Here is a 24,753-nt window from a genome sequence, read left to right as displayed (position 1 = left end):
AGGGCCGCGAGGGCGCCGCCCGTGAGGTCATTGCAGCGTCAGGATCAGGTCGGCCACATCGGCCCGGATCTCGGCGGTCGCCGCCGGATCGATGACCCAGCCGTTGAACGCGTCGAGCGGGATCGCATCGGGATGCGGGGCGATGTCGCCGCGCGTCGCCCAGTCACCCGCGACGTAGAAGGGGGCAAAGCCCGGCCCGCCGGTCTCGCTGTCGTCGCCCATCAGGAAGTCGATGGCGAGCCGGGCTGCCACCGGATTGGCGGCATTGGGATTGACCGCCAGCAGTGCCGGGAAGACGATGCCGTTGGCCGGCGCGATCTCGTTGGCCACCTGCAGCGCCCAGCCCTCGTCCTCGTTGTCGCGGCGGTCGGAGTAGGAGGTGAAGCCGATCGGCGCGGCCTTCTGCCCGAGGGCGCCGATGGCCGCGTTCACGTCGTCGGTGGAGCCGACCAGCACGAGATCATTGGCGAAGAGATCGGCGATGAACTGCTCTCCGGCATTGGCGATGCCGTCGCCGAGGGTGATCGGCGTGCCGAATTCGGTCTGGTAGGCTGCGGCCATGGCGTCGGATTGCAGCACGACCTCGGTCATCAGATCCAGATAGTCGCCGCGCTGCAACGGATCGACCATGATCACCCGCCCGGCCCATTCGGGCTTCGTCAGATCCCAAAGCGTATCGACCGGCGCGCCGTCGGGATAGCTTTCCTCGTTGTACATCAGCACCTTCGTCGACAGCCTTTGCGCCAGCAGCGGGCTGCGGAAGGTCTCGTCGAGCAGGCCTTCCAGCCGCGGCGGCACATAGGGGGCGACGAGGCCCTTCTCCAGGAGTTCGGTCAGCACCACCGGCGCGTCGGAGATATAGACCACATCCGCCCCCGGCAGACCGGCCTGCGCCTCGCTCGTGATGCGGGCAATCTGTTCGGTGGAGGACATGTCGAAGGAGACCATGTCGATGCCGGGATAGGCGGCCTCGAAAGCCTCTTCGACACGGGCGATGCGACTGGTAAAGGCATAGACCGTCACGGTCTTTTCGGCGCGTGGCAGCAGGGCTGCGGTGTCGAGACTGTCGAGGTCCTGGGCGGAGAGCGGGGCAGCCAGGGCGAGAAGCGCGATCGCGGAAGCGAGGGACGAGCGCATGAGCAAAACCTTTCGGATCAGGGTGCGATGGCGGCTGTGTAGGGGATTCTTGCAACATCTGTATGACATGCAAGTAATCTTGCAAAGATGTTTGCTGCCGCCTCACCGTGCAGCTCGCCCCGCTTATTCGAAGCGCTCGATCAGGCTTCCGAGCCGTGACAGCGCCGCCAGTGCGGTATCGCTCTGCCGCTCGCCCAAGGCGAGGATGAGCGCGTTGCAGATCAGCATCGGCACGGTCAGCGTCTGCAGCCCGCCCTCGCCGCTGCTGCGAGGAGCCGAGAGAAGGAAATCGGGCGCGGGGTTCAGCGCCGGGCCGAGCGTGTCGGAGATCGCCAGCGTCGCCGCGCCCTGCTCACGCGCGAGGGTGGCCAGCGCCGCATAGGCGCGGGGCTGGCGGCGGAAGGCGAAGAGCAGCAGCGCATCCCCGGCACCCATGGCCAGCGCCTGCTCCGCCAGATCGCGGGCACTGCCGGTCAGCAGGATCGGCTGCACCCCCATCCGCCGGAGCCGCCGCGCCGTCATCTCGGCCAGCACCGTGGCGTTCCCTTGGGCGAAGAGGAACAGCCTCGGCCGGTCGATCAGTGCGGCGGCGTCCTTCAGGCGGGCGGCGTCGAGATGGTCGCGGATCGCCGCGATGGCTGCCGTCTCGCTGGCGATGAGCCCGGCCAGCGGATCGCCGCCGCTGCGCTCCAGCGTTGCCGAGAGCCGCTCGGCCGGGTCGGAGGACTGCAGGTATTCGCGGCGCAGCTGGTCGCGGAAGGCGGCGTAGCTTTCGAACCCCAGCTTGCGGGCAAAGCGCGAAGTCGTCGCCTCATGCGCTCCGGCACGTGCGGCGAAATCGGCTGAGGTGCCGAGCGCCACCTCGCGCGGATGCGCAACGAGCGCAGCGACCAGCCGCTGCTCGGTCTGCGTCAACTGCGCGGAAAGCGCCTGAATTCGCCCGATAATGTCCTGCATCTGCCTCGTCACCCGACCATCCTCCGCCATCTTGACCCGGGCGCCTGTGCCTGTCCATCGGTCAGGCCGATTGCCTCGGCGCGAGAAGACGGATCGGCTGGCGATCCCGGCCCCATCAGCTTGGTGCGCCACCGCCAGCCCGGTCCAGGCCCGCTGCCGAGGCGGGTCAAGAAGAAGATCAGGTAGATCCGATTGATATTTCAAGAAAAGGAACTGGCCTCGCAGGCGGCGATTGCGATAAACCAACAGCGCAGAATCAACCATTCAACCTTTAGGTGAATGCGCGGACGTCTCCCCCGCATTCCTGGCCGACGACGGGGCGAAATCGTGGTGCGACGGCTCCACGGTGGCGTCCTTAGCAAGGAGCCGACCATGACCATGCAGAAGACCGGGTTTTCCGTCGGCGCCGCTGCAGGGTTGTTTCAAGACCATCCGCATCCGATGTGGATTCACGACGCAGAGAGCCTGCGCGTCGTCGAGGTGAACGATGCGGCGCTCGTGCAGTACGGATACAGCCGGGACGAGTTTCTTGGCCTGACCTTGCCTGAGATCGGCGCTTCCGGCGCGGTCGAGCCGGGCGCTGCCGCCATGGCACAGACGCACCGCCGCAAGACCGGGACGGAGTTTGCCGCCGAGGTCGTGTCGCGAGATATCGAGTTCGGGGGCCGCCCTGCCCGGCTGGTGACGGTGCGGGATCTGGCCATCGGGACGGGCGGCGATGCCCGCTCCGCGAACCACGAATCCCCGTCTGCGGCGCATCTGGCCGAGGGGCTGCAGTCGATGCTGATCGGCATGTCCGACGGGTTGCTGCTGATCGACCGTGACTGGCGCCTCTGCTGCGTGAACCCGGCGGCGGCGGCGTTGCTTGACCGCCGCCGGGAGGAGCTCGAGGGCCGCATCTTCTGGACGGAGTTTCCCGACTTTGTCGGCACCCGGCTCGAGGTCGTGCTGCGCGAGGCGCGGCTGCAGGGTGGGGTGCAGCGCTTCACGCTCTGTCTCGGCTCGCCCGAGCGGTCGCTGTCCTTCACCGTCCAGCCGGGCGGCGAGAACATGGCGCTCTATTTCCGCGATGTCAGCGACGAGATGCGTGCCAAGGAACAGCGGCGGCTGATCGATCTGGCGGTCTCGCGGCTGAATGACGCGGTGATGATCACCGAAGCGGAGCCTATGGGCGATGGGCCTTACAACCGCATCAGATATGTCAACGACGCGGTGCAGCGCCTGACGGGCTTCCACCCCGAGGAGCTCATCGGCCAGACGCCGAAGATGCTTCAGGGGCCGAACACGGAGGGGCCAGACCTGGACAGGTTGCACGAGGCGATCCGCCTGCGCAGCCATGCCCGGGTCGAGCTGGTGAATTACACCCGGGCTGGCATCCCCTACTGGGTCGAGATCAGCCTGTCGCCGGTCTTCGATCAGGCGGGGCACTGCACGAACTTCATCTCCGTGCAGCGCGACATCACCGGGCGCAAGAACGCGGAGCGATCATTGCAGCTTGCCGCGCCCCGCGACAGTCTCACCGGGCTGCTGAACCGGGCTTCGCTGCTCGACGTCCTGCGGCGGGAGCTCGAGACGCATCGGGCTGCCGGGCAGACGCTGGCGCTGATCTTCATCGACTGCGACAACTTCAAGACGGTGAACGATACGCTGGGTCATGCCGTGGGCGACGCGCTGCTGGCGGCGGTCGCCTTCCGGCTGTCGGAGGTCTCTTCGCGTGGGGCGCGGCTGGCGCGGATCGGTGGCGACGAATTCGTGGTGATCGCCTCGCACACCGGAGCGCTGGCGGGGCTCAGGCTGGCCGAACGGCTGCGCGAGGCGATCCTCGCGCCCTTCGTGCTGGAGCAGGAACGCATCTCGGTGACGGCCAGCATTGGCCTCGCGGTCGGACCGGGCGATGGCGAGACGGCGGATCAGCTGATTCAGAATGCCGATATCGCCATGTTCCACTCCAAGGCGGCGGGACGCAACGAGGTCACGCGCTTCGACAGCGCGATGCAGGTCGCGATGGTGCGGCAGGCAGGGCTGACGCGGGCATTGCAGCAGAGCCTGATCGAGCAGAAGGGCTTCCGCTTGCTCTATCAGCCGCAATTCGCGCTCGACGGCATGCGGCTGATCGGGGCCGAGGCGCTGCTGCGCTGGCACGACGCAGAGCGTGGCGACATCGAGCCGAGCGAATTCATACCGGCAGCCGAAGGCGCCGGGCTGATCCGCATGCTCGACCGCATGGTGATCGACCTCGCCGCGACGCAGCTCGCCAGGTGGAGCGCGACCGAGCATGAGCTGAAGATCTCGGTCAACATCTCGCCGCTCAGCCTGCGGCTCGACGGCATGGCCTCCTACATCCTCGACCGATTGAGGAAACATGCGATCCCGCCCGCCCGCTTCGGGGTGGAGATCACCGAGAACACCTCGCTCGACCACCTGCCTGCCGCTTTGAGCAATCTGCAGCAGCTTCGCGACGCCGGCATTTCGGTGGCGATCGACGATTTCGGCACCGGCCATTCCTCGCTGAGCTATCTGCAGCGGCTGCCGGTCGACGTGATGAAGATCGACCGCAGCTTCATCAACGGGCTGACCACGCAGCCGGAGCGAGACGCGCCGCTGGTCGCCGCGATGCTGGCCATGGCCCATGCTCTGAAGCTGCAGGTCGTGGCGGAAGGGGTCGAAAGCAAGGCGGAACTCGACTGGCTGGCGGATCATGGCGCCGAGGCGGTTCAGGGTTTCTGGACCGGCAGGCCGGTCGATGCCGAGGAGTTCGAACGCGTGCATCTGGAGGTGCCGGTCATCCTGCCACGCTGCCTCAGCGCGCGGTGACTTGCCGCAACGGGCGGCTTGCCATCCGGCGGCCATCCGCCATGCTGGCGCCTCGTTCCGACCGAAGGAGCCGCAGCCCTTGTGCAACCTCTATTCCCAGACCAAGTCGCAGGATGCGATGCGCCAGCTCTTCGACCTGCCGTTGGTCGATCTGACGGGCAATCTCGCGCCTCAGCCCGAGATCTATCCCGACTACCGCGCGCCGGTCATCCGGCAGCAGTCGGAAGGGCGGGCGCTGGTCATGGCGCGCTGGGGCATGCCGACACCGCCGCAGTTCCTGATCGGCAAGAAGACCGACCGGGGTGTCACCAACATCCGCAACACCCAGTCGCCGCATTGGCGCCGCTGGCTCGGCCCCGACTGCCGCTGCCTTGTGCCCTTCACCACCTTTGCCGAACCCGACAGCCGCCAGCCCGGGCGGAGCAACGTCTGGTTCCGGCTCAGGGGAGACCGCCCCGCCTTCTTCGCCGGGATCTGGACCCGCTGGACCTCGGTGCGCAAGCTCGCGGAGGGCGAGACGACGGACGATCTCTTCGGCTTCCTCACCACCGAGGCGAATGCGGAGGTCGCGCCGGCCCATCCCAAGGCGATGCCGGTCATTCTGACCGAGCCGGAAGACTGGGATCGCTGGCTTACCGCGCCATGGGGCGATGCGCGCGGGCTGCAGCGGCCCCTGCCCGCAAGGATGCTGCAGGAGGCGTAGTGTGGGGTTCTACCCCACCTCGCGCGACCCCAAGTCGGGCCCAGGCGGAAAAAACCATCGCGACGGCTTGCGCCCTTTTGCCCCTCAACTCCACATGGCGCGCATCGCCGCGCCCACGTCGATCGGGGCTGGGGCGGGGCGGGTGGCGCCTTCTGCCACGGGGGGCGACCAGCTCACCGCCTCGAAGCGGTCGAGGATCGCCGCCGGGATGAAGCGGCTGCGCGTGGCATAGACATGGCGGTCGCCGTTGCGCGTCTGCTGGCTGACGTAGAAGCGCAGCGGCAGGCCGAGGGTCAGCTGGTCCTTCGCCCGGGTCATGGCGACGTAGAGCAGGCGGCGCTCCTCCTCAAGCTCGCGCGTCGTGCCGGTGCCGAGGTCGGAGGGGATGCAGCCGTCGACCGCGTTCAGGATATGCACCGAGCGCCATTCCTGCCCCTTGGCCGAGTGGATCGTCGAAAGGATCAGGTAATCCTCGTCCTTCAGCGGCACGCCGGCCTGATCGCTGGTGGCGTCCGGCGGGTCGAGCGTCAGCTCGGTCAGGAAGGCCTCGGCCGATGGATGACCGGCCGCGATCTGCTCGAGTTGCAGCAGGTCGGCACGGCGGGCGTCGGCATCCTCGTGGATGCGGTCGAGATGCGGCTCGTACCAGGCGCGGGCAAGGCCGATGGCGGCGGGCCAGGGCGCCTCGGTCTGCATCGCCGAAACGAAGCCCGGCCAGTCGGCGCCGGCCCGGGACGGGGGCGAGACGTCGGCCCAGGCCGCCTTCGGATCGGCGGCGAGATCCAGCGCCTCAAGGATGCGGCCCGCGGCGCGGGGGCCGATGCCGGGGATCAGCTGCAGCACCCGGAAGCCCGCCACCCGGTCGCGAGGATTGCGCGCCAGCCGCAGGATCGACAGCAGGTCCTTCACATGGGCGCTGTCGAGGAACTTCAGCCCGCCGAACTTCACATAGGGCACGTTGCGCCGGGTCAGCTCCACCTCGATTTGCACCGCACGGCTGGAGGTGCGGAACAGCACCGCCTGATCCTTCAGGTGCAGCCCCGTCTCGCGATCCGCGAGGATGCGGTCGACCATGAAGCGAGCCTGCAGCGCCTCGGTGGCCACCGTCACCAGCCGCGGCTTTGCCGCCGAGGCGCGGTCGGACCATAGATCCTTGCTGTAGCGCTCGGACGCCCCCGCAATCACGGCATTGGCGGCAGCGAGGATCGGCTGGGTGGAGCGGTAGTTGCGTTCCAGCGTGATGACATCGGCGCGGGTGGCGAAGCTCGCCGGGAAGTCGAGGATGTTGCGCACATCCGCCGCGCGGAAGGCATAGATCGACTGCGCATCGTCGCCCACCACAGTCATCCCGCGCCCGTCCGGCTTCAAAGCCGTCAGGATGCGGGCCTGCAGACGGTTGGTGTCCTGATACTCGTCGATCAGCACATGATCCCAGGCCGCGCCCAGATGCGCGGCAAATCCCGGGTCGGCCATCACCTGCGCCCAGGCCAGTAGAAGATCGTCATAATCCAGCACGTTCTGCGCCTGCTTCGCCGTGACATAGGTGCCGAAGAGCTGCTTCAGCGGTGCCTCCCATCCGGCGCACCACGGGAAATGGTCGCGCAGCACCACGGGGAGCGGCTCTTCGGCATTCACGGCGCGGGAGTAGATCGCGAGGCAGGTGCCCTTGGCGGGAAAGCGGCTCTCGGTCTTCGACAGGCCGAGCTCGTGGCGGCAGAGGTTCATCAGGTCGGCACTGTCCTCGCGGTCGTGGATCGAGAAATCCGGATGCAGCCCGATCGCCAGCGCATGCTCGCGCAGGATGCGCGCGCCGATGGCGTGGAAGGTGCCGCTCCAGCTCAGCGCCTCGGCGGCGACCGGCGTGCCCGTCGCCTGCCGGGTGATCCCCTCCACCCGCCGGGTGAGTTCGGTGGCAGCGCGGCGCGAGAAGGTCATCAGCAAGATGCGGCGCGGATCGGCGCCCTTGACCAACAGATGCGCCACCCGATGCGCCAGCATGCTGGTCTTGCCCGAGCCGGCCCCGGCGATGACCAGAAGCGGCGGCGGCAGATCCGGCCCGTCCAGCCCGAACTCCACCGCCGCCCGCTGCCGGTCGTTGAGCTTGTCGAGATATGTCGCCACCGCCATGCCGCGCCCTCTGCCGCTTCGTCGGGGCAGTTTACCGGGGCGGGAACGAAATGGAAACAAATTGCTGGCGAGGCTGAGCGGCATTCCGGCCATCCGGCTGCGACGTCACCACGCCGCGCGATAGATCCCGAGCGCGTCCGCCTCGGTCACCGGGCGCGGGTTGTTGATCAGCAGGCGCTGCTGCTTCATCGCATCGGCGGCCATCTTGGCAAGGTGTTGCTCGCCGATCCCCACGTCGCGCAGCCGGCGCGGCAGGGCGAGCCGCTGCATCAGCGCCTCCAGCGCGTCGATGAAGGCGGCGCAACGCTCGGGCATCGCGACGCGGGCAAGGTCGGGGAAGGCATCCGCGGCGATCTCGGCATAGAGCGGCGCTGCCTCGGGCGCGTTGAAGCGCATGACCTGCGTCAGCACCAGCGCATTGGAGAGCCCGTGCGGGATGTGGAAACTGCCGCCGATCGGATAGGCGAGGGCATGGACGGCGGCAACCGGAGCATTGGCAAAGGCCTGACCCGCCAGCATCGAGCCGAGAAGCATCGCCCCCCGCGCCTCGAGATCGGCGCCGTCGGTGACCACCCGCTCGATGTGCCCGCCCAGGAGCTGCAGCGCCTGCCGCGCCAGCATGCGCGACATCGGATTGTTGTTCGGGTTCTGCGAGGTATAGGCCTCGATGGCATGCACCATCGCATCGACGCCGGTCGCCGCGGTGATCTCGGGCGGCAGGCCGGTGGTCAGGCTTGCGTCGAGCAGGGCGACATCGGGCAGAAGGATGGGCGAGGAGACGCCGCGCTTTTCCTCGTCGCCCACGGTGATGATCGCGACCGGCGTCACCTCCGACCCGGTGCCTGCCGTCGTCGGCACCAGAACCAGCGGCAGCCGCGGGCCCTTGGCCTGTCCGACCCCCCAGGCCGCGTCGAGATCCTCGCCCGAACCGAGCAGCAGCGCCGCGAGCTTGGCGACGTCGAGCGAGGAGCCGCCACCGAAGCCCACGACCCCTGTCGCCGAAGCGGCGCGCCCGCAGTCCACCGCTGCCATCAGGGTCTGCCGCGAGGGGTCGGCCTCCACCGCATCGAAGACCGTCACATCGGCGCCGCTGGCGCCGAGCGAGGCGATGGCCGGATCGCAGAGACCGAGCCGCCTCAGGCCCGGATCGGTGACGAAGAGGATCGAGCGCCCGAGCCTCGGGCCCGCCAGACCGGCAATACGGCCCGCCGCCCCGGGCGACACGATTACGGAAGGCGTGGTGTTGAAGGCGAAGTCGGAGGTCTGTCCCATGCCGCCGACCCTGACAAACGCCGTTCGGGCTGTCGAGGAAAAAGGATCGCGGCGGAGGCTGCCGGAGCCCCGCGGTGCCGGCAACCCGAGCGGCGCCCGACGCATCCAGGGATGCCGCGCGTGCCGGAGATGAGGCGGATCGATCACATTTTGAAGGCGGTTTGGGCTGCGTCGTTTTTCGCATCAAAAACGTCGCAAACGGCAGCCGGGCTGTTAACGGTAACAGTATATGCCAATGACTTCCGTGACATCCGCTGAGCCGGTGCATTTGCCGGCAAGGTGATCTCGCTCCTCGTCTGGTAGCCGGGAGCCCCCGGATCTGCCGCTTTTCCTCCCGGCTTTCCCCGGACCTCGCCCCTAGCTCGACGGACGCCGCCCTCAGATGCCACCGCTCAAGACCCCGACAGACTTCAAGGCATCTCCTGCGGATCCGCTGCTGCCGGCGGAAAGATCCCGGCCGTGAAGTCCCTGTCCCTTTCGGCGCAGTTGCTTACCGCGTCCTTCGTGATCTTTCCCTTCTTCGCCGGCGCGATCTTGTATTTCGTGACGCAGGTGAACGTCTATCACACCCGCATCGAAGCCCTGCTGCAGACCGAGCTCGAGACCAAGCGTCTGCTGCAGTTTTCGGCCGATGCCGAGACTGCCGGAAGGGGCTATACGCTGATCCTCGAGCCGGAACTGCTGCGGCCCCTGACGGAGGCGCGGCGCGGCATCGAACAGGGGTACGATCTGCCCGATGCGGTTCCCGCTGCCCTGCTCGCGGATCTGGGGGCGTTCGAGCAGCTGGTGGATCGGCGCATCCGCAATGCGGAAGACTTCGTCGCCAGGCTCGACGAAGGGATCATTACCCCCGAGGAGCGGCGCGCGGCCTTTGCCCGGGGGCGCAAGCTGCAGGACAGCGTGCGCGTCGAGGCGGCGGCGATCATCAAGGCTAGCCGCGCGCAGCTCGAGATCCACCGCAAGACGGTAGGGGCCTATCTCTTCATCCTTGTCAGTGCCATCGGTCTGACCACCGTCACCACGCTGTCGCTGATCTTCTTCTGGCGGCGGGCGCTGCTGAAGAACCAGACCATTCGCGAGGATATCGAGCGCACCTACAAGACCGCCTTCAAGGATGCAGACATCGGCATCGCGATCCTCGACGCGGGGGGGGTGATCGGTTCTGTCAACGACAGCTTCCTGCGGCTGGTGGGGCAGGGGCCGGGTCAGGTCGTGGGGGCGACGCTGGAAGCGGTCTTCCCGCAGCTTGCGGCGCAGGGAGCGCCTGAGGACGGCTCCGCCCCCGGGGCCGACAGCCTGCGCCAGACGGTGATCCCGCATGTCTCGGGCGGACGGAAGCGGTTCCTGCGTCTGTTCCTGCCGGGCTGCAGTCGGCCGGACGAGGATGCGCGGCGGCTTCTGGTGGCGCAGGATGCCACGGCGGAGATCGACAATCTCGAGGTGCTGCATCGCTACGAACATCTTCTGGATCAGGCGGGCGAGATCGCGGGTTTCGCTGCCTGGTCCTTCGAGCCTGCCACGGGGACGGTGCTGGTGGGCCGCGCTGTGGCCGCGCTGCTTGACCTGCCGGTGATGGAGCCGGTGCCGCTGGCCAGGCTGCGGTCCGCCATCCAGCGGCCCGACCTGCGCGCCCTGTCGCGCGAGGCGCGGCGCTGTCTGCGCAGCGGTCGGCCCTTCGAGCTGGTCATCCGGGCCGGAGCTGCGCCGTCCGAGGCCGCGCTGCACGACATCCAGATCTCCGGCCAGTGCAAGCGCGGGGCGGATGGGGCGATCTGGATCGAGGGTTCAGCGCAGAACGTCACGCAGCTCCACGAGCAGGCCCGCGCCGCCCGCCGCAACGAAGAGAAGTTCAGGGCCATCGCCCGCGTCACCAACGATGTGGTCTGGCAGGTCGACATGGCGACCCGCCGCCTCAGCTTCAGCTTCAGCTCGGCCCGCGATGCCGGCGGGCTGGGTGCATTGGTGGTCAGCGATCTCGACAGCTTCATCGCGACGATCCACCCCGAGGACCGCGACAGCACGGTGGAGAGCTTCCGCCGTGCGGTCAGCTCGGGCGCCGTGTCCTGGGGCCGTGAGTTCCGCTATGCCGACGGGTCGGGGATGCTGCGCTTCGCCCTGTCGCAGGCCGCCTTCATCCGGAGCGAGGGGAAGGTCACACATATCGTGGGCGGTTTCCACGATCTGACCAAGCGCAAGCAGATGCAGGCCGCGATGCAGGGCATGGCGGCGACTGTCGCCAGCGTCGGCGAGCAGGATTTCTTCCACAAGATGCTGGGCGCGCTGGCCGGGGGTTTCGAGGCGGATGCGGTCTGCATCGCCCGGATCAACCCGGATGGCGAGACGGCGACCTCGCTCGCCGTGCTGGTCGATGGCAAGCCGCAGGAGAATTTCACCTACGAGATCAACGGCTCGCCCTGCGAGAACCTGCTGACCGAAGAGGAATGCGCCGTGCCCCGCGATCTTCAGAGCCTCTTCGCCGGGGCCGGGCGGATCGGCGACCTGCGGGCGGAGGCCTATATCGGGGGGCGCCTGACCGGGGCGGGGGGCAAGCCCATCGGCTTTCTCTTCGCGCTGTTCCGCAAGCCGGTGAAGCGCACGCATGCCATGTCGTCGCTGCTGCAGGTCTTCCTCGCGCGAGTCGAGGCCGAGATCCAGCGGCAAGATGCCGACAAGATGCTGCGCGAGCAGGCGGAGCTTCTCGATCACGCCAAGGAGGCCATCATGGTCTTCGATCTCGACGGGCGCATCCGCTTCTGGAACCGAGGCGCCGAGGCGCTCTATGGCCTGCCGATGACCGAGGCGATCGGCACCGACATCGCCCGCTTCTACAGCGATCCCGCCGAGCTTGCGGAAGTCTTCAACGAGGTCGGCCATTCCGAGCAGGTCGTGCGGGAGTTCGCGCAGCGCGCCTCGGGCGGGGAGGCCGAAATCTATGTCGAGGAAAGCTGGACGCTGATCCGCTCGAATGACGGGCAGCCGATCTCGATCCTGAAGGTGGGCAGCGACGTCTCAGAACGCCGCCGTGCCGAGGCGCAGATCCGCGAGCTTGCCTTCTTCGACTCGCTCACCGGCCTGCCCAACCGGCGGATGTTCCTCGAGAACCTGAACGAGGCGCGGGAGAATGCGCTGCGCTCGGGCAAGCATGGCGCCCTGCTGTTCTTCGACATGGACAACTTCAAGCTGGTCAATGACGTGCATGGCCATATGGCGGGCGACAGGTTCCTGATGCGCGTCTCCGAGATCCTCGGCCGGCTGCTGGGGCCGGAGGATTTCGTGGCCCGGCTGGGCGGCGACGAATTCGTCGTCATCCTGCAATATCTGGGGCCGAGCGCCGCCGAGGCCCGCACCCGCGCCGTCCTCTTTGCCGAGCGCGCCATTGCCGATCTGCACCAGCCCATCGATCTGGGCGAGGTGACGGTGTTCTCCAGCGCCAGCATCGGCATCGCGCTCTATTGCGACGACAGCCTGCACATCAACGAGCAGCTGCGGCAGGCGGATGTGGCGATGTACAGCGCCAAGGAGGCAGGGCGGAACACCTACGCCGTCTATGACGCCGAGATCCATGACCAGAGCAGCGAGAATGCGGCGCTGATCGCCGATCTGCGCGCCGCTGCCCAGACCGGGCAGCTGCAGCTCTGGTATCAGCCTCAGGTCGATCCGCGCGGCCGCGCCTATGGCGCCGAGGCGCTGCTGCGCTGGCGGCACCCGGAGCTGGGGCTGATCGCACCCGCCGATTTCATCCCGCTGGCCGAACGCTCGGGGCTGATCGTCGAGATCGGGCGCTGGGTGATCGCCGAGGCCTGTCGTCAGGTGGCGGTCTGGGCGGAGACGCCGGAGCTGCGGGGCATGAAACTGTCGATCAACGTCAGCGTGCAGCAGCTGCGTCAGGACGATTTCGTGCCGCATTTCCTCGATGCCATCCGCATCTCGGGCGCCGATCCGCGGCGGATGATGATCGAGGTGACCGAGAGCGTGCTGGAGGGCAAGCTGGAGGTGACGGCGGCCAAGCTGCAGGTGCTGCGCAGCTACGGTATCCGCGTCTCGCTTGACGATTTCGGCACCGGCTATTCCTCGCTCAGCCGGCTGCGCAAGATGCCTTTCGACGAGATCAAGATCGACAGCTCCTTCGTGCGCGACACGCCGGAGAACCAGCGCGACTGCGCCATCGTCACCTCGATCATCAGCCTCGGGAAGACCATGAACATGCGCGTCGTGGCCGAGGGGGTGGAGACCGCGCGCCAGCTCGAATTCCTGCGCGGGCAGGGCTGCATGGCCTTCCAGGGCTATCTTTTCTCCCGCCCGCTGCAACAGGCCGACTTCCTGCGGCTGATCCAAGAGAGCCCCGAAACCGACCCGCCGATGCTGCTCGCCGTTTGAGGACGTGCGGTGCGCGCGACCGGCGGGCCTCGCTGCGGCGGGGCTGTTTCGGCTGCCCGGATCGCACAAGCCCTTCCGCGACGACAGAGACGGCCCGCCGCAGCCTGTCGGAACCATTCTCCCCCCCACCAGTTGCCGAGCCCAATACCTTCTTCGACAAGGAGCGACGCAATGAAGCAGATCGATCACTTGCCAGACCTTCGTGACCGCCAGACGCTCTGGCTCACGCTGGGGATCGGCGCGCTGGCGGGGGTTGTGGGCTATTCCGTCTATCAGGAGGCCACCCGCAACAAGGTCGCCTACCGCCCCGGCGACGACGCCCCCTCGCGCACCACCAAGCGCGGTGGCCCGGCCCGCAAGGTCGCCGGACGCACCGTGACCATTTCCAAGCCGCGGTCCGAGCTCTTCGCCTACTGGCGCGACTTCAACAACCTGCCGCGCTTCATGCAGAGCGTGGGCAGCGTGACCCTGCAGGGCGACACCGCCCAATGGCAGCTGCTCGGGCCCGGCGACCGGCCGATGTCGCTGGAGACCCGCATCGTCGAGGAGCGCGAGGGCGAGATGATCGTCTGGCGCAGCACGCCCGCTTCGGAGATCGAGGCGGCGGGCCGCGTGACCTTCCGCGATGCGCCTGCGGGCCGCGGCACCGAGGTCGAGGCGCTGATCGCCTACAACCCGCCGCTCGGCGAGGCCGGGCGCTGGATCGCCAAGCTGTTCCAGGCGGATCCCTCGATCCAGGGCCGGCGCGAGCTGAAACGTTTCAAGATGCTGATGGAGGCCGGCGAGATCGCCACCTCCCGCAACCACAACTCCTGAGGAGGCGACATGCGCGCACTTACCTGGCACGGCAAGCACGACGTCCGCGTGGACACCCATCCGGACCCCGAGATCATCAACCCGCGCGACGCGATCATCGAGGTGACCTCCACCGCGATCTGCGGCTCGGATCTGCATCTCTATGACGGTGTCATCCCCGGCATGCTTTCCGGCGACATCCTCGGCCACGAGTTCATGGGCCGCGTCGTCGAGGTCGGGCCGAAATCCACACTGAAGAAGGGCCAGCGCGTCGTCGTGCCCTTCACCATCTCCTGCGGCCACTGCTTCCATTGCCAGAAGCTCCAGTTCTCGGCCTGTGACAACTCCAACCCTGCCGAGAAGCAGGATCTGACCGAGCCGCTTTACGGCCATTCCCTCTCGGCTCTCTTCGGCTATTCCCATCTGACCGGCGGCTATCCGGGCGGGCAGGCGGAATATGTCCGCGTGCCGTTTTCCGATGTGGGTCCGATCGTCATTCCCGAAGGGCTGGAGGATGATCAGGTGCTCTTCCTGTCGGACATCCTGCCGACCGGCTGGATGGGGGCTGCGAATTGCGACATCGAGCCGGGCGACACCGTCGCCGTCTGGGGCTGCGGGCCGGTAGGCCTCTTTGCCATCCAGTCGGCGCTGCTGATGGGCGCGGGCAAGGTGATTGCCATCGACGAATATCCGAACCGGCTGGCGCTGGCGAAGAAGCTCGGCGCCGAGATCATCGACTTCAAGCGCACCCATGTGCTCGAGGCGCTGATGGAGATGTCGGGCGGCCACGGTCCGGATGCGGTGATCGACGCGGTCGGGATGGAGAGTCACGGCTTTGCCCCCGACACGGTGATGGACAACATCAAGCAGAACATCGGCATCGGGGCCGACTCGGCCCATGCGCTGCGCGAGGCGATCCTCGCGGTGCGCAAGGGCGGGCGGGTCTCGATTCCCGGGGTCTATGGCGGGTTCGTCGACAAGTTCCCGCTGGGCGCGATGATGGAGAAAGGCCTGCAGATCCGCACCGGCCAGACCCATGTGCAGAAGTATCAGGAAGAACTTCTGCGCCGGATCGGCGAGGGCGAGATCGACACCACCTTCTTGATCTCGCATCGCTTGCCGCTGGAGGATGCGGCGCGCGGCTACAAGAACTTCCGCTACAACCAGAACGAATGGACCAAGGTGATCCTCAAGCCCGGCACGCAGGTCGCGGCATGACCCTCGCCGTCATCACCGGAGCCTCCAGCGGCATCGGGCTGGAGCTTGCGCGCTGCGCCGCCGAAGACGGCTGCGACCTGATCCTCTGCGCCGACGAGGTGCAGATCGAGCAGGTCGCGCGCTCGCTGGAGCGGCCGGGCATCACCGTGACCGCGGTGGTGGCCGACCTCTCCACCGGCGAGGGGCTCGACCGGCTGTGGGATGCCATGTCGGGCCGCGAGGTCGATTACCTGATGGCCAATGCCGGGCGGGGGCTCGGCTATGCCTTCCTCGATCAGGATCTCGACGATATCGGTACGGTGATCGCGCTCAACGTCACCGGCACGACGCAGCTTCTGCACCGTAGCGTGCGCAAGATGCGGCTGCGCGGCGAGGGGCGGATCCTGATCACCGGATCCATCGCCGGGCTGATGCCGGGCAGCTATCAGGCGGTCTACAATGCCACCAAGGCCTATCTCGACACGCTGAGCTGGGCGATCCGCAACGAGGTGAACGATACGGCGATCACCGTCACCTGTCTGATGCCCGGCCCTACCGAGACCGAGTTCTTCGACCGGGCCGACATGCTGGAGACCCCGGTCGGCAAGGCTGACAAGGACGACCCCGCGATGGTGGCGCGGTCGGGCTACAAGGCGATGCTCGCCGGATCGTCCGGCGTCACTACCGGCTTCATGAACAAGGTGCAGGCGACGCTGTCCAGCGTCGTGCCCGACAGCGTGCTTGCCGCCCTGCATCGTCGCATGGCCAAGCCGGAGGATGCGGCATGACCAAACTGGCGGTGGTGACCGGCGCCTCCAGCGGCATCGGCTATGAGCTCGCACGCTTTGCCGTCGAGGACGGTTATGCCATCGTAATCTGCGCCGACGAGCCGGAAATCGAGGCGGCGGCGGAAAAGCTGGGCCGTCTGGGCGGCGCGGTGGAGGTGATTCAGGTCGATCTCGCGACGCGCGAGGGTGTGGACAGCTTCTGGCAGGCGATCGAGGGGCGCGACATCGACCTCTTCTGTGCCAATGCGGGCCGCGCTCTGGGCGAGGCCTTCCATGACCAGTCGTGGCGCGACATCGACCGGCTGATCGCGCTCAACATCACCCAGACGACGATCCTGCTGCACCGGGTCGGCAAGCAGATGCACAAGCGCGGCAGCGGCAGGATCCTCGTCACCGGCTCCATCGGCGGCTTCGTCCCCGGGCCCTTCGATGCGGTCTATGACGCGACCAAGGCCTATCTCGACAGCCTGAGCTATGCGCTGCAGGACGAGTGGCGCGACGGCGGGGTGACGCTGACCTGTCTGATGCCCGGCCCGACCGAGACGCGGATCTTCACCCGCGAGGGCAATCACCTGCAGGATGCACCGATCACCGAGAAGCCGAAGGACGATGTGACCACCGTCGCCCGTGCGGGCTATGACGCGATGATGGCCGGCGAGCGCGGCGTCGTGCCGAGCTTCACCAGCAAGGTGATCGCCATGCTCTCGGGTCTCGTGCCGCAGAGCGTGCTGGCGCAGATCCACCGCAAGGGGGCCGAGCCCGACCCCAAATCCCGGGGCTGACGCCCCTTCCCGAAAGGACAAGCCATGCCCAACACGCCGAAACCCGCCAAGGAAAAGCGCCCGCCCGAGCCGCCGAAGCATCACGATCAGGCCGAGCACGAGGGCTCGCCGCATACGCCGGACGAGTTCGACAGCATGAACCCGGCCCGGCAGGTGGAAAAACCCTGACGGGCGTGACCCTGTCACAGTCCGCCATCGCGCGATCCGGCATAGGGTAGGCGCGCGCGGCAGTGACGGGGAATGCGATGACCGAAAACCTTGCCTTCTGGAACCGGATGGCTGAGCGCTACGCCGCGCGGCCCGTCCGCGATGCGGCGGCCTACGAGGCGATGCTGGAGGATCTGGCGCAGCGTCTGTCACCCGAGGACCGGGTGCTGGAGATCGGCTGCGGCACCGGCACGACAGCGCTCCGCCTCGGCGGGCGGGTGGCCGCGTGGCGGGCGACCGATGGCGCGCCCGAGATGATCCGCATCGCGGCGGCAAAGCCCCGCGTTCCCGGCGTGACTTTCGCCGTTGCCGATGTCGGGCAGGCCTTCGATGGCGCGCCCTATGACGCCATCTGCGCTTTCCATATCCTGCATCTGGTGCCGGAAATGGAGCGGACGCTGATCCACATTCACGAGGCGCTGAAGCCCGGCGGGCTCTTCATCAGCAAGACGTGGTGCTTTGCCGAGATGAGCTGGCGCTTCCGGCTACTGATGCCGCTCCTGCGGCTGTTCGGCCTGTTCCCGCCTGCGCGGAAGCTGCGCGCGGAGAGCCTGCGCCGGGCCATCCGTGCTGCGGGCTTCGTGATCGAGGCCGATCTCAGGTTTGGAAGCAGCAGTGCCGCGCCCTATATCGTCGCACGAAGACTCGCCTCCGGCCCGATCCATTCATAGACTTCGCCGCCCGCCCCGGCGCTGCACCCCGCGCAGCCGGCGCAGCGGCTGGTGTCGGCGGTCGCCAGACGCACCAGCCCCTTCGTCACCCAATGCCCCAGCATGGCCCGCATCGCCTCGGGCTCCCGGCCGAAATGCAGCGCGAGGTCCGTCAGCGGGACGCGGCGGCGTTCCTGCAGCAGGGCGCGGATCTTCAGCAGCATGCCGGCCCTCTCAACCCGGCACCGGAAGCCCGCTGCCCGCCCGGCCGATGCGGCGCAGCAGCAGGATGGTCAGGGCGAAGGCCAGAAGGATGCCCCCGATCCAGGAGGCTGAGCTTGCCGGATGCCGGGTGAAGATTGCGGTCTGGTAGAACAGCACCGCCGAGCCCCAGCCCATCAGCAAGGTCCAGCCGCTGACGAAGAGCGTCCAGCGCCAGCCAGCCTCGCGCCAGATCGCGGAAATCGCTGCCGTGCAAGGCACATAGAGCAGAACCATCAACAGATAGGCGAAGGCGCCCGCCTGACCGTCGAAGAGCCCGCGCATCGCGCCAAAGGTGTTGACCGTCACCCCCTGTTCCTCAGCGGCGACATCCGGCCGGGCAAGATCTCCGACGGAGAGGCCCAGCGGATCGGCGAGCCGTTCGGCCAGACTGCCCAAGTTGGTGCCCACCGTGCCCCATGCCTCGGCGAGCCCCGCGGAGAGGTCGAACCCGGGCGCAGCTTCGGCGCGCGGCGCCTCGGCCAGCCCGGCATAGAGCGCGTTCAGCGTTCCAACCACCGCCTCCTTGGCCAGAAGCCCGGTGAAGATGCCGACGGTTGCGGGCCAGTTCTCGTCACGGATGCCCATCGGCTCGAATACCGGCACCAGCGCCTGCCCGATCCCGGCGAGCACCGAGTTCCGACTGTTCTCGTTGCCGAAACTGCCGTCACGGCCCCAGGAGTTCAGCATGGCGATCACCGCCACCACCGGCACCAGCACCCGCCCCGCGCGCAGCACGAAGGCTTTCAGCCGGTCCCATGTGCGGATCAGCACGCCCTTCAGCGTCGGCAGGTGATAGGGCGGCAGCTCCATCACGAAGGGCGAGCTTGCCCCCGGCAGCAGGGTGCGCTTGAGCATGAAGCCGGTAAAGACAGCTGCCGCAATGCCGATCAGGTAGAGCAGGAAGACGAGGTTCTGCCCATTGACCGGAAAGAAGGCGGCGGCGAAGAGCGCGTAGACCGGCAGCCGCGCGCCGCAGGACATGAAGGGGGTCATCGCGATGGTCATGGTCCGGTCGCGCTGATGCTCCAGCGTGCGGGTCGCCATCACGGCGGGCACGTTGCAGCCAAAGCCGACGATCAGCGGCACGAAGCTCTTGCCGGGCAGGCCGATCATCCGCATGAAGCGGTCCATCACGAAGGCCGCCCGCGCCATGTAGCCCGAATCCTCCAGCACAGAGAGGAAGAGGAACAGGCAGGCGATCACCGGGATGAAGGTCGCCACCGTCTGCGCGCCGCCTCCGATCCCCGAGGCGAGGAGGGTGGTCAGCCAGTCGGGGCTGCCCGCCAGATGCAGGAGATGCGCCGTGCCCTCGACAAAGATCGTGCCTGCCGCGATGTCGAAGAGGTCGATGAAGGCGCCGCCGAGATTGATGGTCACCATGAACATCAGATACATCACCGCAAGGAACAGCGGGATGCCGAAGACCCGGCTCAGCACCAGCCGGTCGATCCTGTCGGAGAGCGTGTGCCCCAGCGTGCCCCTGCGGTGGATGACACCCTCGGTCAGTTCGGCCACCCGGTCGTAGCGACCGCTGGCGATCATCGTGTCGGCATCGCAGCCGAGCTCCGCCTCGAGCTGCCGCCGCAGATGGGGCACCCGGTCCGCCAGAGGCGGGAAATGCCCGAGCAGGGTCTCGTCGCCCTCGAGCAGCTCCAGCGCGATCCAGCGCGGCGCCCGCCTCACCCCCGCGGTGCGCAGCGCGGGCAGGAGGTCGGCCACCGCCGCCTCGATCTCCGGCGCATAGCTGACCTTCTCATGCGTCTGGCGGTCCGCTCCGGCCACCCGCGCCACCTCGGCCTTCAACGCCTCGATCCCTTTGCCCGAGGCGGCGATGATCGGCACGACCGGGCAGCCGAGCCGCTCCGACAGGCGCGCGGCATCGACTTCGATTCCTTGGGTCTTGGCGATGTCGGTCATGTTCAGCGCGATGACCAGCGGTGCGCCGATCTCCATCAGCTGGACGGTGAGGTAGAGGTTGCGCTCCACGTTGGAGGCATCGACGATGTTGACGATCAGCTGCGCCGCGCCGGACAGGGCGTAATCGCGCGCGATCCGCTCGTCGATCGAGACCGCGTGGCCGGAGCCGAGCGAATAGGTGCCTGGCAGGTCCACCAGCTCGAAACTGGCGCTGCCGACCCGCATCTGCCCAACCTTCTTCTCCACCGTGACACCGGGCCAGTTGCCCACCATCTGCCGGGCGCCGGTCAGGGCGTTGAAGAGGGTGGTCTTGCCGCAATTGGGGTTGCCGAGCAGGGCGATGCTGCGCCCGCTCATGCGCTGCCCTCCTCGATCAGCAGTGCCTCGGCCTCGCTCTTGCGAAGCGAAAGCCGGAAGCCGCGTAGCTCGATCTCTACCGGATCGCCCAAGGGGGCGACACGGACCATGCGGAAAGCCGTCCCGGGGGTGAGCCCCATCGACAGGAGCTTCTGCCGGTAGGCCGCGCCGCCCTCGGCATATCCCGCCACCCGCGCCACGGCCCCCACCCGCATCTCCGCCAGCCTTGCCCCCATACCCGTTCCCCTCATGCCCGCGCCAGAATGGCTTCGTGGGCAAGTGTCCTAGTCTTTTGGTAGGAAATCGCTGAGGTGAATTGCCGCTGGCTGACGCTCTGGCATTCCCGCGGCGCGACCGGAGACCTGTTCGGAAGGCGCAGGCGGGGCGCGCAGCCTTGCTGCCGCCGCAGAAGGATTGGCTGAGTGCGGCGAACGGTCGCAAAGTGGTTGCACGCGGCACGCCGTGCTCTTCGCATTGCGGATAGCCCGGCCGGACCGGCGCGGCGTATAGCTGAGGGAGGTCTGCTTGGCCTGCTCCCGCTCGAACCCGGAGGATCTCGGATGACGCCTGCGCTTTCGCTCCTTGCCCTTGTCGCCGTTGCCGCCCAATTCGCCGCCGCCCCCGCGCGGGCCGAGATGTCGGACAGCGAGAAGGTCGCCGCCGCTATCGCGATTCTCGGTGTTGCGGCGCTGGCGCATCACAAGCACCACTACGACGAGGGCAAGGCCCCCCGCGATGGCGAGGAGACGGCGGAGTTCGAGCGCGGCTACCGCGACGGGCTGCATGGCTATCCCTATTGGGAGGACAATAGGACGCCGTCCTATGCGCAGGGCTATCAGGCCGGGGATGGGGAGCGGGAGAACAGCATGGCGCATCGTCGGCAACGGGCCGATGCGCAGGCGCCCCACATGGCCAACAAGGGCTGTGCCGAGCATGTCGCGGGGCAATTCGCCGTTGGCATCCATCAGGTGCATATCGTGAAGGCCCGCTCGCCCGGGAAGCACGAGTGGGAGATCGAGACTGCCGTCGGCCGAGAGCACATGGTCTGCACGATGCGCGACACGGGCGAGTTGATCGATCTGCGCGGCGGTCGGTTGTGAACCTGCGCGTTTCGGATAGCGGGGCGGGCCGCCGCCGCCCTATGCTGCCTCGAGCCCACCGCGAATGGACAGACATCATGCGCCCATCCCTGATGACCTCCCTGCTTTCCCCCTTGCTGCTGGCCGGTTGCCTTGAATCCACCGCGGCCACAGAAACTGCCGCGCCGACGACCATCGCCCCCACGGCGGAAGATCGGAACAGCCCGGCCTACAATGCCTGCGTCGCGGCCATCGCGGGCGAGACCAACCGGCCGGCCTCGGATATCGCGGTGTTCGATTATCTCTACTCGGAGGCCAATACGCAGGTGACGGCGACGGTTGCCGGGGCGGAGGCGCCGTGGCGCTGCCTGTCCTCGAACAGCGGTGTGGTCGCGCAGGTCATGTATACCGGGAGCGAAGGCGCGCTTTGAACCGGGTCTAGGTTTCTGCTGGCGCGGCATCTCCCCCAGACCGCGCTGGCCGGCACGCGGGGAGGCCGTTTGCGGCCTCCCCGCACCCCTCGGGTCAGGGGGCAAGCAGCACCTCCTGCGTCAGCGTCGCCTTTTCGAACACGGTGATCAGGATGTCGAGCCGCAGCTCCCACGGCCCGACGCCGGGCAGGGTGATCGGCCCGGCCCGCCATGTGCCGTCGGGCTGCTTTTCTGCCCGGCTCTCCAGCGGTCCAAGCCCGCGGGCCGCGTCGGTGAAGCGCAGCCGCACTTCCAGCGGGGTCAACGCCGCGAAATCGCCATCGGCGAAGCTGAGCGAGACGCTGTTCTGCCCAGCCTGACCCGGGCTGATCTCCACGTCCGCCATCGCCTCGCTGCCATGCATGTGCAGATAGACCGGAGGCGGGGCGGTGATGAGACGGGGCGGCGAGGTCAGGCGGAAGCTGGAGGCGAGGGCGAGGATCGCCACTGACAGGACGATCTCGGCCATCAGGCTGCGGCGCAGCGGGGCAGAGGCCGCGGGCTGCCGTGCCAGCCGCGGCGTGAGCCAGAGCCGGTTCGCCAGCGCCAGCAGCAAGAGAAGGGCGACGAGGCTCAATTTCACTGCGAGGATCATCCCCCAGGCGCTGCCGATCAGCGCCTTGAGCGAGCCCGCCTGCACCAGCGTCAGCGCGGCCCCGCTGCCGAGCACCACGATCACCATCGGCAGGGCGATGGCGGAAAAGCGGCGCAGCAGCCCTCCGGCCCCCGGCGTACGCAGCCCCGCCACGAGCGGCACCAGCGCGCCGAGCCAGAAGATCAGCGCCAGCCCGTGCAGCGTGAGTGCAGATCCCGCCAGCCAGCGCGGCGTGGCCTCGGCGGCGTGTCCCGAGGCGGCGAAGGAGACGGCTGCGAGTGCCCAGGCGACCAGCGCGAAGGCCGTGCTGCGCAGGCGGAGCGAGAGCAGCGCGGCCAGCGCGGCGGCGGCGGCGAGACCGAGGCTTTGCGCCACCGGCGCGCCGGTGGCCGCCTGCCAAGACGCGAGGCCGAAGAGCGCGGCGGGTGAGGCGCCCAGCATATCGAGCCCGTGCAGGCCGAGCGCCAGAAGCGCGGCGGGCAGTGTCAGGCCGCTGACAATGGCGGTCGCGCGCCTCAACCCCTGGCCCAGCGGCGCGATCAGCCGGTCGAAGACAACCGCCCCCGTCGCGAAGACCAGAAGCAGCGTCACCAAAAAACGGCCCGCCGCCGCGAGCCTCGCGGGGGTGGCATCGGGTGCCACAGTATCGGCCCCCCGCGTCGGCGCGCCGACAGCGAAGACCAGCACGCCCGTGACCGGATGCCCGTCGGCCGAGGCGACGCGCCATGTCAGAAGGTAGCTGCCCTCGCCCCCTTCGACCGAGGCCACCACCAGATCGTTGCCGCGCACCTCTGCCGTCGTCTCGGCCTCGCTGCCGTCGGGCAGCAGCCAGCGCAGGGCCAGCGGCGCGACCGGCTCGCTGAAGCTCAGCGCCACCGTTTCGGGCAGGGTGCCCACGATGGATTCGCGCAGGGGGTCGGTCTTCTGCAACTGCGCATGGGCCTCGGCCGATCCGGCGAAGGCGACCAGCAGCGCGAGCGTGGCGAGGAGGCGGGAGAGAAAGCGGGTCATGGCGGCTCTTTGCTGCAAAAGGACGGCTCTGCGGAGGAAGGACGGAGGCCGGATGCGGTCCGGCCCCCGCCTTGTCGTCAATGCGCCTCTGCGGCGGCCTCGGTGATCTTCACCCCCGGGGCCGGGCCTTCCAGCGCGTCCGGGTCCTGCCCCTCGGCCGGGATCTCGATCCAGCGTTCCGCGCCGGTCGCGCATTCCTGCACGGTCGGGAAGTAGACGGTCGAGCCGACGGGAAGCCCTTCGGTCAGCGTAGCGCGAAAGGTGAATTCATCATAATAGGCATCCGGCAATTCACCGCTCCAGACCAGTTCGCGCACGCCCTCGGTCATCGGCGTGCCGTAATAGTCGTAGGTCTTGTCATAGGGGCCGGTAACGATCTCCAGTGTCCAGCCGGGCTTCGGCATCGGCTTCACCGCGATCACGCCGTCGGGGATCTGGATGCGGACCTTCAGAGTCGCTTCGCCGCCGCAGCCATGGCCGATGCGCATGACGCCCTTGTAGGTGGATTTCGTGGGCGCCTCCTGCTGTTCCAGCGTGGCATGGGCGGAGGCGAGCGTGCCTGCGGTGGCGAAGAGCGCGGTCAGCGCGAGCGTCTTGAACATCGAAGAGGTCTCCGTTGAGGGCATGAGAATGTCGTTGCGGAGCGGATGCCCGTCCCCTGCCGCAGCGAGAGCGGCGGCGCGCCATGCGCCGCGCGGATCGACAGGCGGATCAGGGACGGCAGCCGCCGCACGCGAGGCACGGACGGGCCGGTGATGCTGTGGATGTCATGGGTCTGCCTGAACGGGGCATCGGCCCCGGGGTCACGGTCGGTGAGGACGTGCGGTCAGGCGAGAGGGGGCGCTCTACTGCCCAGAGCAGGGTCGCGGGGCGCGCGTGCGGCGACGATGCGCGACGGGATGAGCACGGTGGCTGCGAAAGCTCGCTCCACCGCGACGAAGCCCGGCTCGGGCGGGGGCAGCACGGCGGCGCCCACCAGACGGCAGGCATCACAATCGGTCTGGGTCAGGGATTTGCCGCTGCCCGCATCGCAGAGATCGTCCAGATCGCCCCCGGCCAGCACATAGGCCGCCAGCGCCCTATCCTGCGGCGCGGGCATGCGATGCGCAAAGGTCGATGCCACCAGCGCCACGCCGAGAACCAGCGTGAGCACGATCCCGATCAGAAAGGAGCGGCGCGGATGCATCATTCCGCACCGATAGCAACTCGGCGGGAATGGCGGAAGCCCCCTCGGGCAATCGGCGTCGAAACTCC

21 protein-coding genes are annotated in these 24,753 nt (G+C 68.0%); 11 read left to right on the top strand and 10 right to left on the bottom strand.

Annotated features, from left to right (window positions below; translation table 11 throughout):
- Positions 1–27 precede the first annotated feature (27 nt).
- Positions 28–1,137 (bottom strand): ABC transporter substrate-binding protein, encoded by a 1,110-nt coding sequence (locus AC3A5Z_RS14035; RefSeq protein ID WP_487519968.1) that lies wholly within the window; start codon positions 1,135–1,137, stop codon positions 28–30.
- Positions 1,138–1,260: 123 nt separating this feature from the next.
- Positions 1,261–2,106 carry a MurR/RpiR family transcriptional regulator gene (locus tag AC3A5Z_RS14030; protein WP_487519967.1) on the bottom strand — a complete coding sequence of 282 codons (846 nt, stop codon included), beginning with the start codon at positions 2,104–2,106 and terminating at the stop codon, positions 1,261–1,263.
- 360 nt (positions 2,107–2,466) lie between these two features.
- Here AC3A5Z_RS14030 and AC3A5Z_RS14025 point away from each other — a divergent pair, with 360 nt between their 5' ends.
- Positions 2,467–4,908, top strand: coding sequence for a sensor domain-containing protein (locus tag AC3A5Z_RS14025; RefSeq protein ID WP_487519966.1), 2,442 nt, complete (start codon positions 2,467–2,469; stop codon positions 4,906–4,908).
- Between the two features lie 79 nt (positions 4,909–4,987).
- Positions 4,988–5,611: an SOS response-associated peptidase gene (locus AC3A5Z_RS14020; protein ID WP_487519965.1), complete on the top strand. Its 624-nt coding sequence runs from the start codon at positions 4,988–4,990 to the stop codon at positions 5,609–5,611.
- An 84-nt stretch (positions 5,612–5,695) separates the two neighbouring features.
- On the opposite strand, the gene AC3A5Z_RS14015 is transcribed toward AC3A5Z_RS14020, so the two are convergent.
- Positions 5,696–7,738, bottom strand: coding sequence for an ATP-dependent helicase (locus AC3A5Z_RS14015; RefSeq protein ID WP_487519964.1), 2,043 nt, complete (start codon positions 7,736–7,738; stop codon positions 5,696–5,698).
- Positions 7,739–7,843: 105 nt separating this feature from the next.
- A complete protein-coding gene (locus AC3A5Z_RS14010) occupies positions 7,844–9,010 on the bottom strand; it encodes an iron-containing alcohol dehydrogenase (protein ID WP_487519963.1) in 1,167 nt (388 codons plus the stop codon).
- A gap of 459 nt (positions 9,011–9,469) precedes the next feature.
- On the opposite strand from AC3A5Z_RS14010, the gene AC3A5Z_RS14005 reads away from it, so the two are divergent.
- The 7 genes from AC3A5Z_RS14005 (at position 9,470) to AC3A5Z_RS13975 (ending at position 17,827) form a co-directional block, all read left to right on the top strand.
- Complete coding sequence (locus tag AC3A5Z_RS14005; protein ID WP_487519962.1) at positions 9,470–13,387, top strand: EAL domain-containing protein; 3,918 nt, start codon at positions 9,470–9,472, stop codon at positions 13,385–13,387.
- Between the two features lie 171 nt (positions 13,388–13,558).
- Positions 13,559–14,203 carry an SRPBCC family protein gene (locus AC3A5Z_RS14000; protein ID WP_487519961.1) on the top strand — a complete coding sequence of 215 codons (645 nt, stop codon included), beginning with the start codon at positions 13,559–13,561 and terminating at the stop codon, positions 14,201–14,203.
- A gap of 9 nt (positions 14,204–14,212) precedes the next feature.
- The gene (locus tag AC3A5Z_RS13995; RefSeq protein WP_487519960.1) at positions 14,213–15,400 is read left to right on the top strand and encodes a zinc-dependent alcohol dehydrogenase; all 1,188 of its coding nucleotides are present in this window, start codon (positions 14,213–14,215) and stop codon (positions 15,398–15,400) included.
- Positions 15,397–16,167 (top strand): SDR family NAD(P)-dependent oxidoreductase, encoded by a 771-nt coding sequence (locus AC3A5Z_RS13990; protein ID WP_487519959.1) that lies wholly within the window; start codon positions 15,397–15,399, stop codon positions 16,165–16,167. Before AC3A5Z_RS13995 ends, AC3A5Z_RS13990 begins: the two co-directional genes overlap by 4 nt.
- Entirely contained in the window at positions 16,164–16,949 is a 786-nt protein-coding gene (locus AC3A5Z_RS13985; protein WP_487519958.1) for an SDR family NAD(P)-dependent oxidoreductase, read from the top strand. The genes AC3A5Z_RS13990 and AC3A5Z_RS13985 overlap by 4 nt, the downstream gene beginning before the upstream one ends.
- A gap of 24 nt (positions 16,950–16,973) precedes the next feature.
- Entirely contained in the window at positions 16,974–17,117 is a 144-nt protein-coding gene (locus AC3A5Z_RS13980; RefSeq protein ID WP_487519957.1) for a hypothetical protein, read from the top strand.
- Positions 17,118–17,194: 77 nt separating this feature from the next.
- Complete coding sequence (locus AC3A5Z_RS13975; protein ID WP_487519956.1) at positions 17,195–17,827, top strand: class I SAM-dependent methyltransferase; 633 nt, start codon at positions 17,195–17,197, stop codon at positions 17,825–17,827.
- On the opposite strand, the gene AC3A5Z_RS13970 is transcribed toward AC3A5Z_RS13975, so the two are convergent.
- The 3 genes from AC3A5Z_RS13970 to AC3A5Z_RS13960 are packed head-to-tail and all read right to left on the bottom strand — an operon-like array spanning position 17,782 to position 20,595.
- Positions 17,782–18,030: a FeoC-like transcriptional regulator gene (locus AC3A5Z_RS13970; RefSeq protein ID WP_487519955.1), complete on the bottom strand. Its 249-nt coding sequence runs from the start codon at positions 18,028–18,030 to the stop codon at positions 17,782–17,784. The two genes, AC3A5Z_RS13975 and AC3A5Z_RS13970, sit on opposite strands and share 46 nt — an antisense overlap.
- Positions 18,031–18,040: 10 nt before the next feature.
- A complete protein-coding gene (feoB, locus tag AC3A5Z_RS13965) occupies positions 18,041–20,344 on the bottom strand; it encodes a Fe(2+) transporter permease subunit FeoB (protein ID WP_487519954.1) in 2,304 nt (767 codons plus the stop codon).
- Positions 20,341–20,595, bottom strand: coding sequence for a FeoA family protein (locus AC3A5Z_RS13960; RefSeq protein WP_487519953.1), 255 nt, complete (start codon positions 20,593–20,595; stop codon positions 20,341–20,343). Before AC3A5Z_RS13960 ends, feoB begins: the two co-directional genes overlap by 4 nt.
- Before the next feature lie 309 nt (positions 20,596–20,904).
- On the opposite strand from AC3A5Z_RS13960, the gene AC3A5Z_RS13955 reads away from it, so the two are divergent.
- Together AC3A5Z_RS13955 and AC3A5Z_RS13950 are read left to right on the top strand one after the other, a co-directional pair.
- Entirely contained in the window at positions 20,905–21,444 is a 540-nt protein-coding gene (locus AC3A5Z_RS13955; protein ID WP_487519952.1) for a hypothetical protein, read from the top strand.
- Positions 21,445–21,521: 77 nt separating this feature from the next.
- Positions 21,522–21,854: a hypothetical protein gene (locus tag AC3A5Z_RS13950; protein ID WP_487519951.1), complete on the top strand. Its 333-nt coding sequence runs from the start codon at positions 21,522–21,524 to the stop codon at positions 21,852–21,854.
- 94 nt (positions 21,855–21,948) lie between these two features.
- On the opposite strand, the gene AC3A5Z_RS13945 is transcribed toward AC3A5Z_RS13950, so the two are convergent.
- From AC3A5Z_RS13945 to AC3A5Z_RS13935, 3 genes are all read right to left on the bottom strand, one after another.
- A complete protein-coding gene (locus AC3A5Z_RS13945) occupies positions 21,949–23,499 on the bottom strand; it encodes a copper resistance CopC/CopD family protein (protein ID WP_487519950.1) in 1,551 nt (516 codons plus the stop codon).
- Between the two features lie 77 nt (positions 23,500–23,576).
- Entirely contained in the window at positions 23,577–24,101 is a 525-nt protein-coding gene (locus AC3A5Z_RS13940; RefSeq protein ID WP_487519949.1) for a YcnI family copper-binding membrane protein, read from the bottom strand.
- Between the two features lie 224 nt (positions 24,102–24,325).
- Entirely contained in the window at positions 24,326–24,688 is a 363-nt protein-coding gene (locus AC3A5Z_RS13935) for a hypothetical protein (RefSeq protein WP_487519947.1), read from the bottom strand.
- Positions 24,689–24,753 lie beyond the last annotated feature (65 nt).

The sequence above is a fragment of the Cereibacter sp. Soil_C_27 genome (assembly GCF_057657095.1).
Note: the sequence above shows the minus strand (reverse complement) of the source record. Positions and strands in the feature narration are given on the sequence as shown.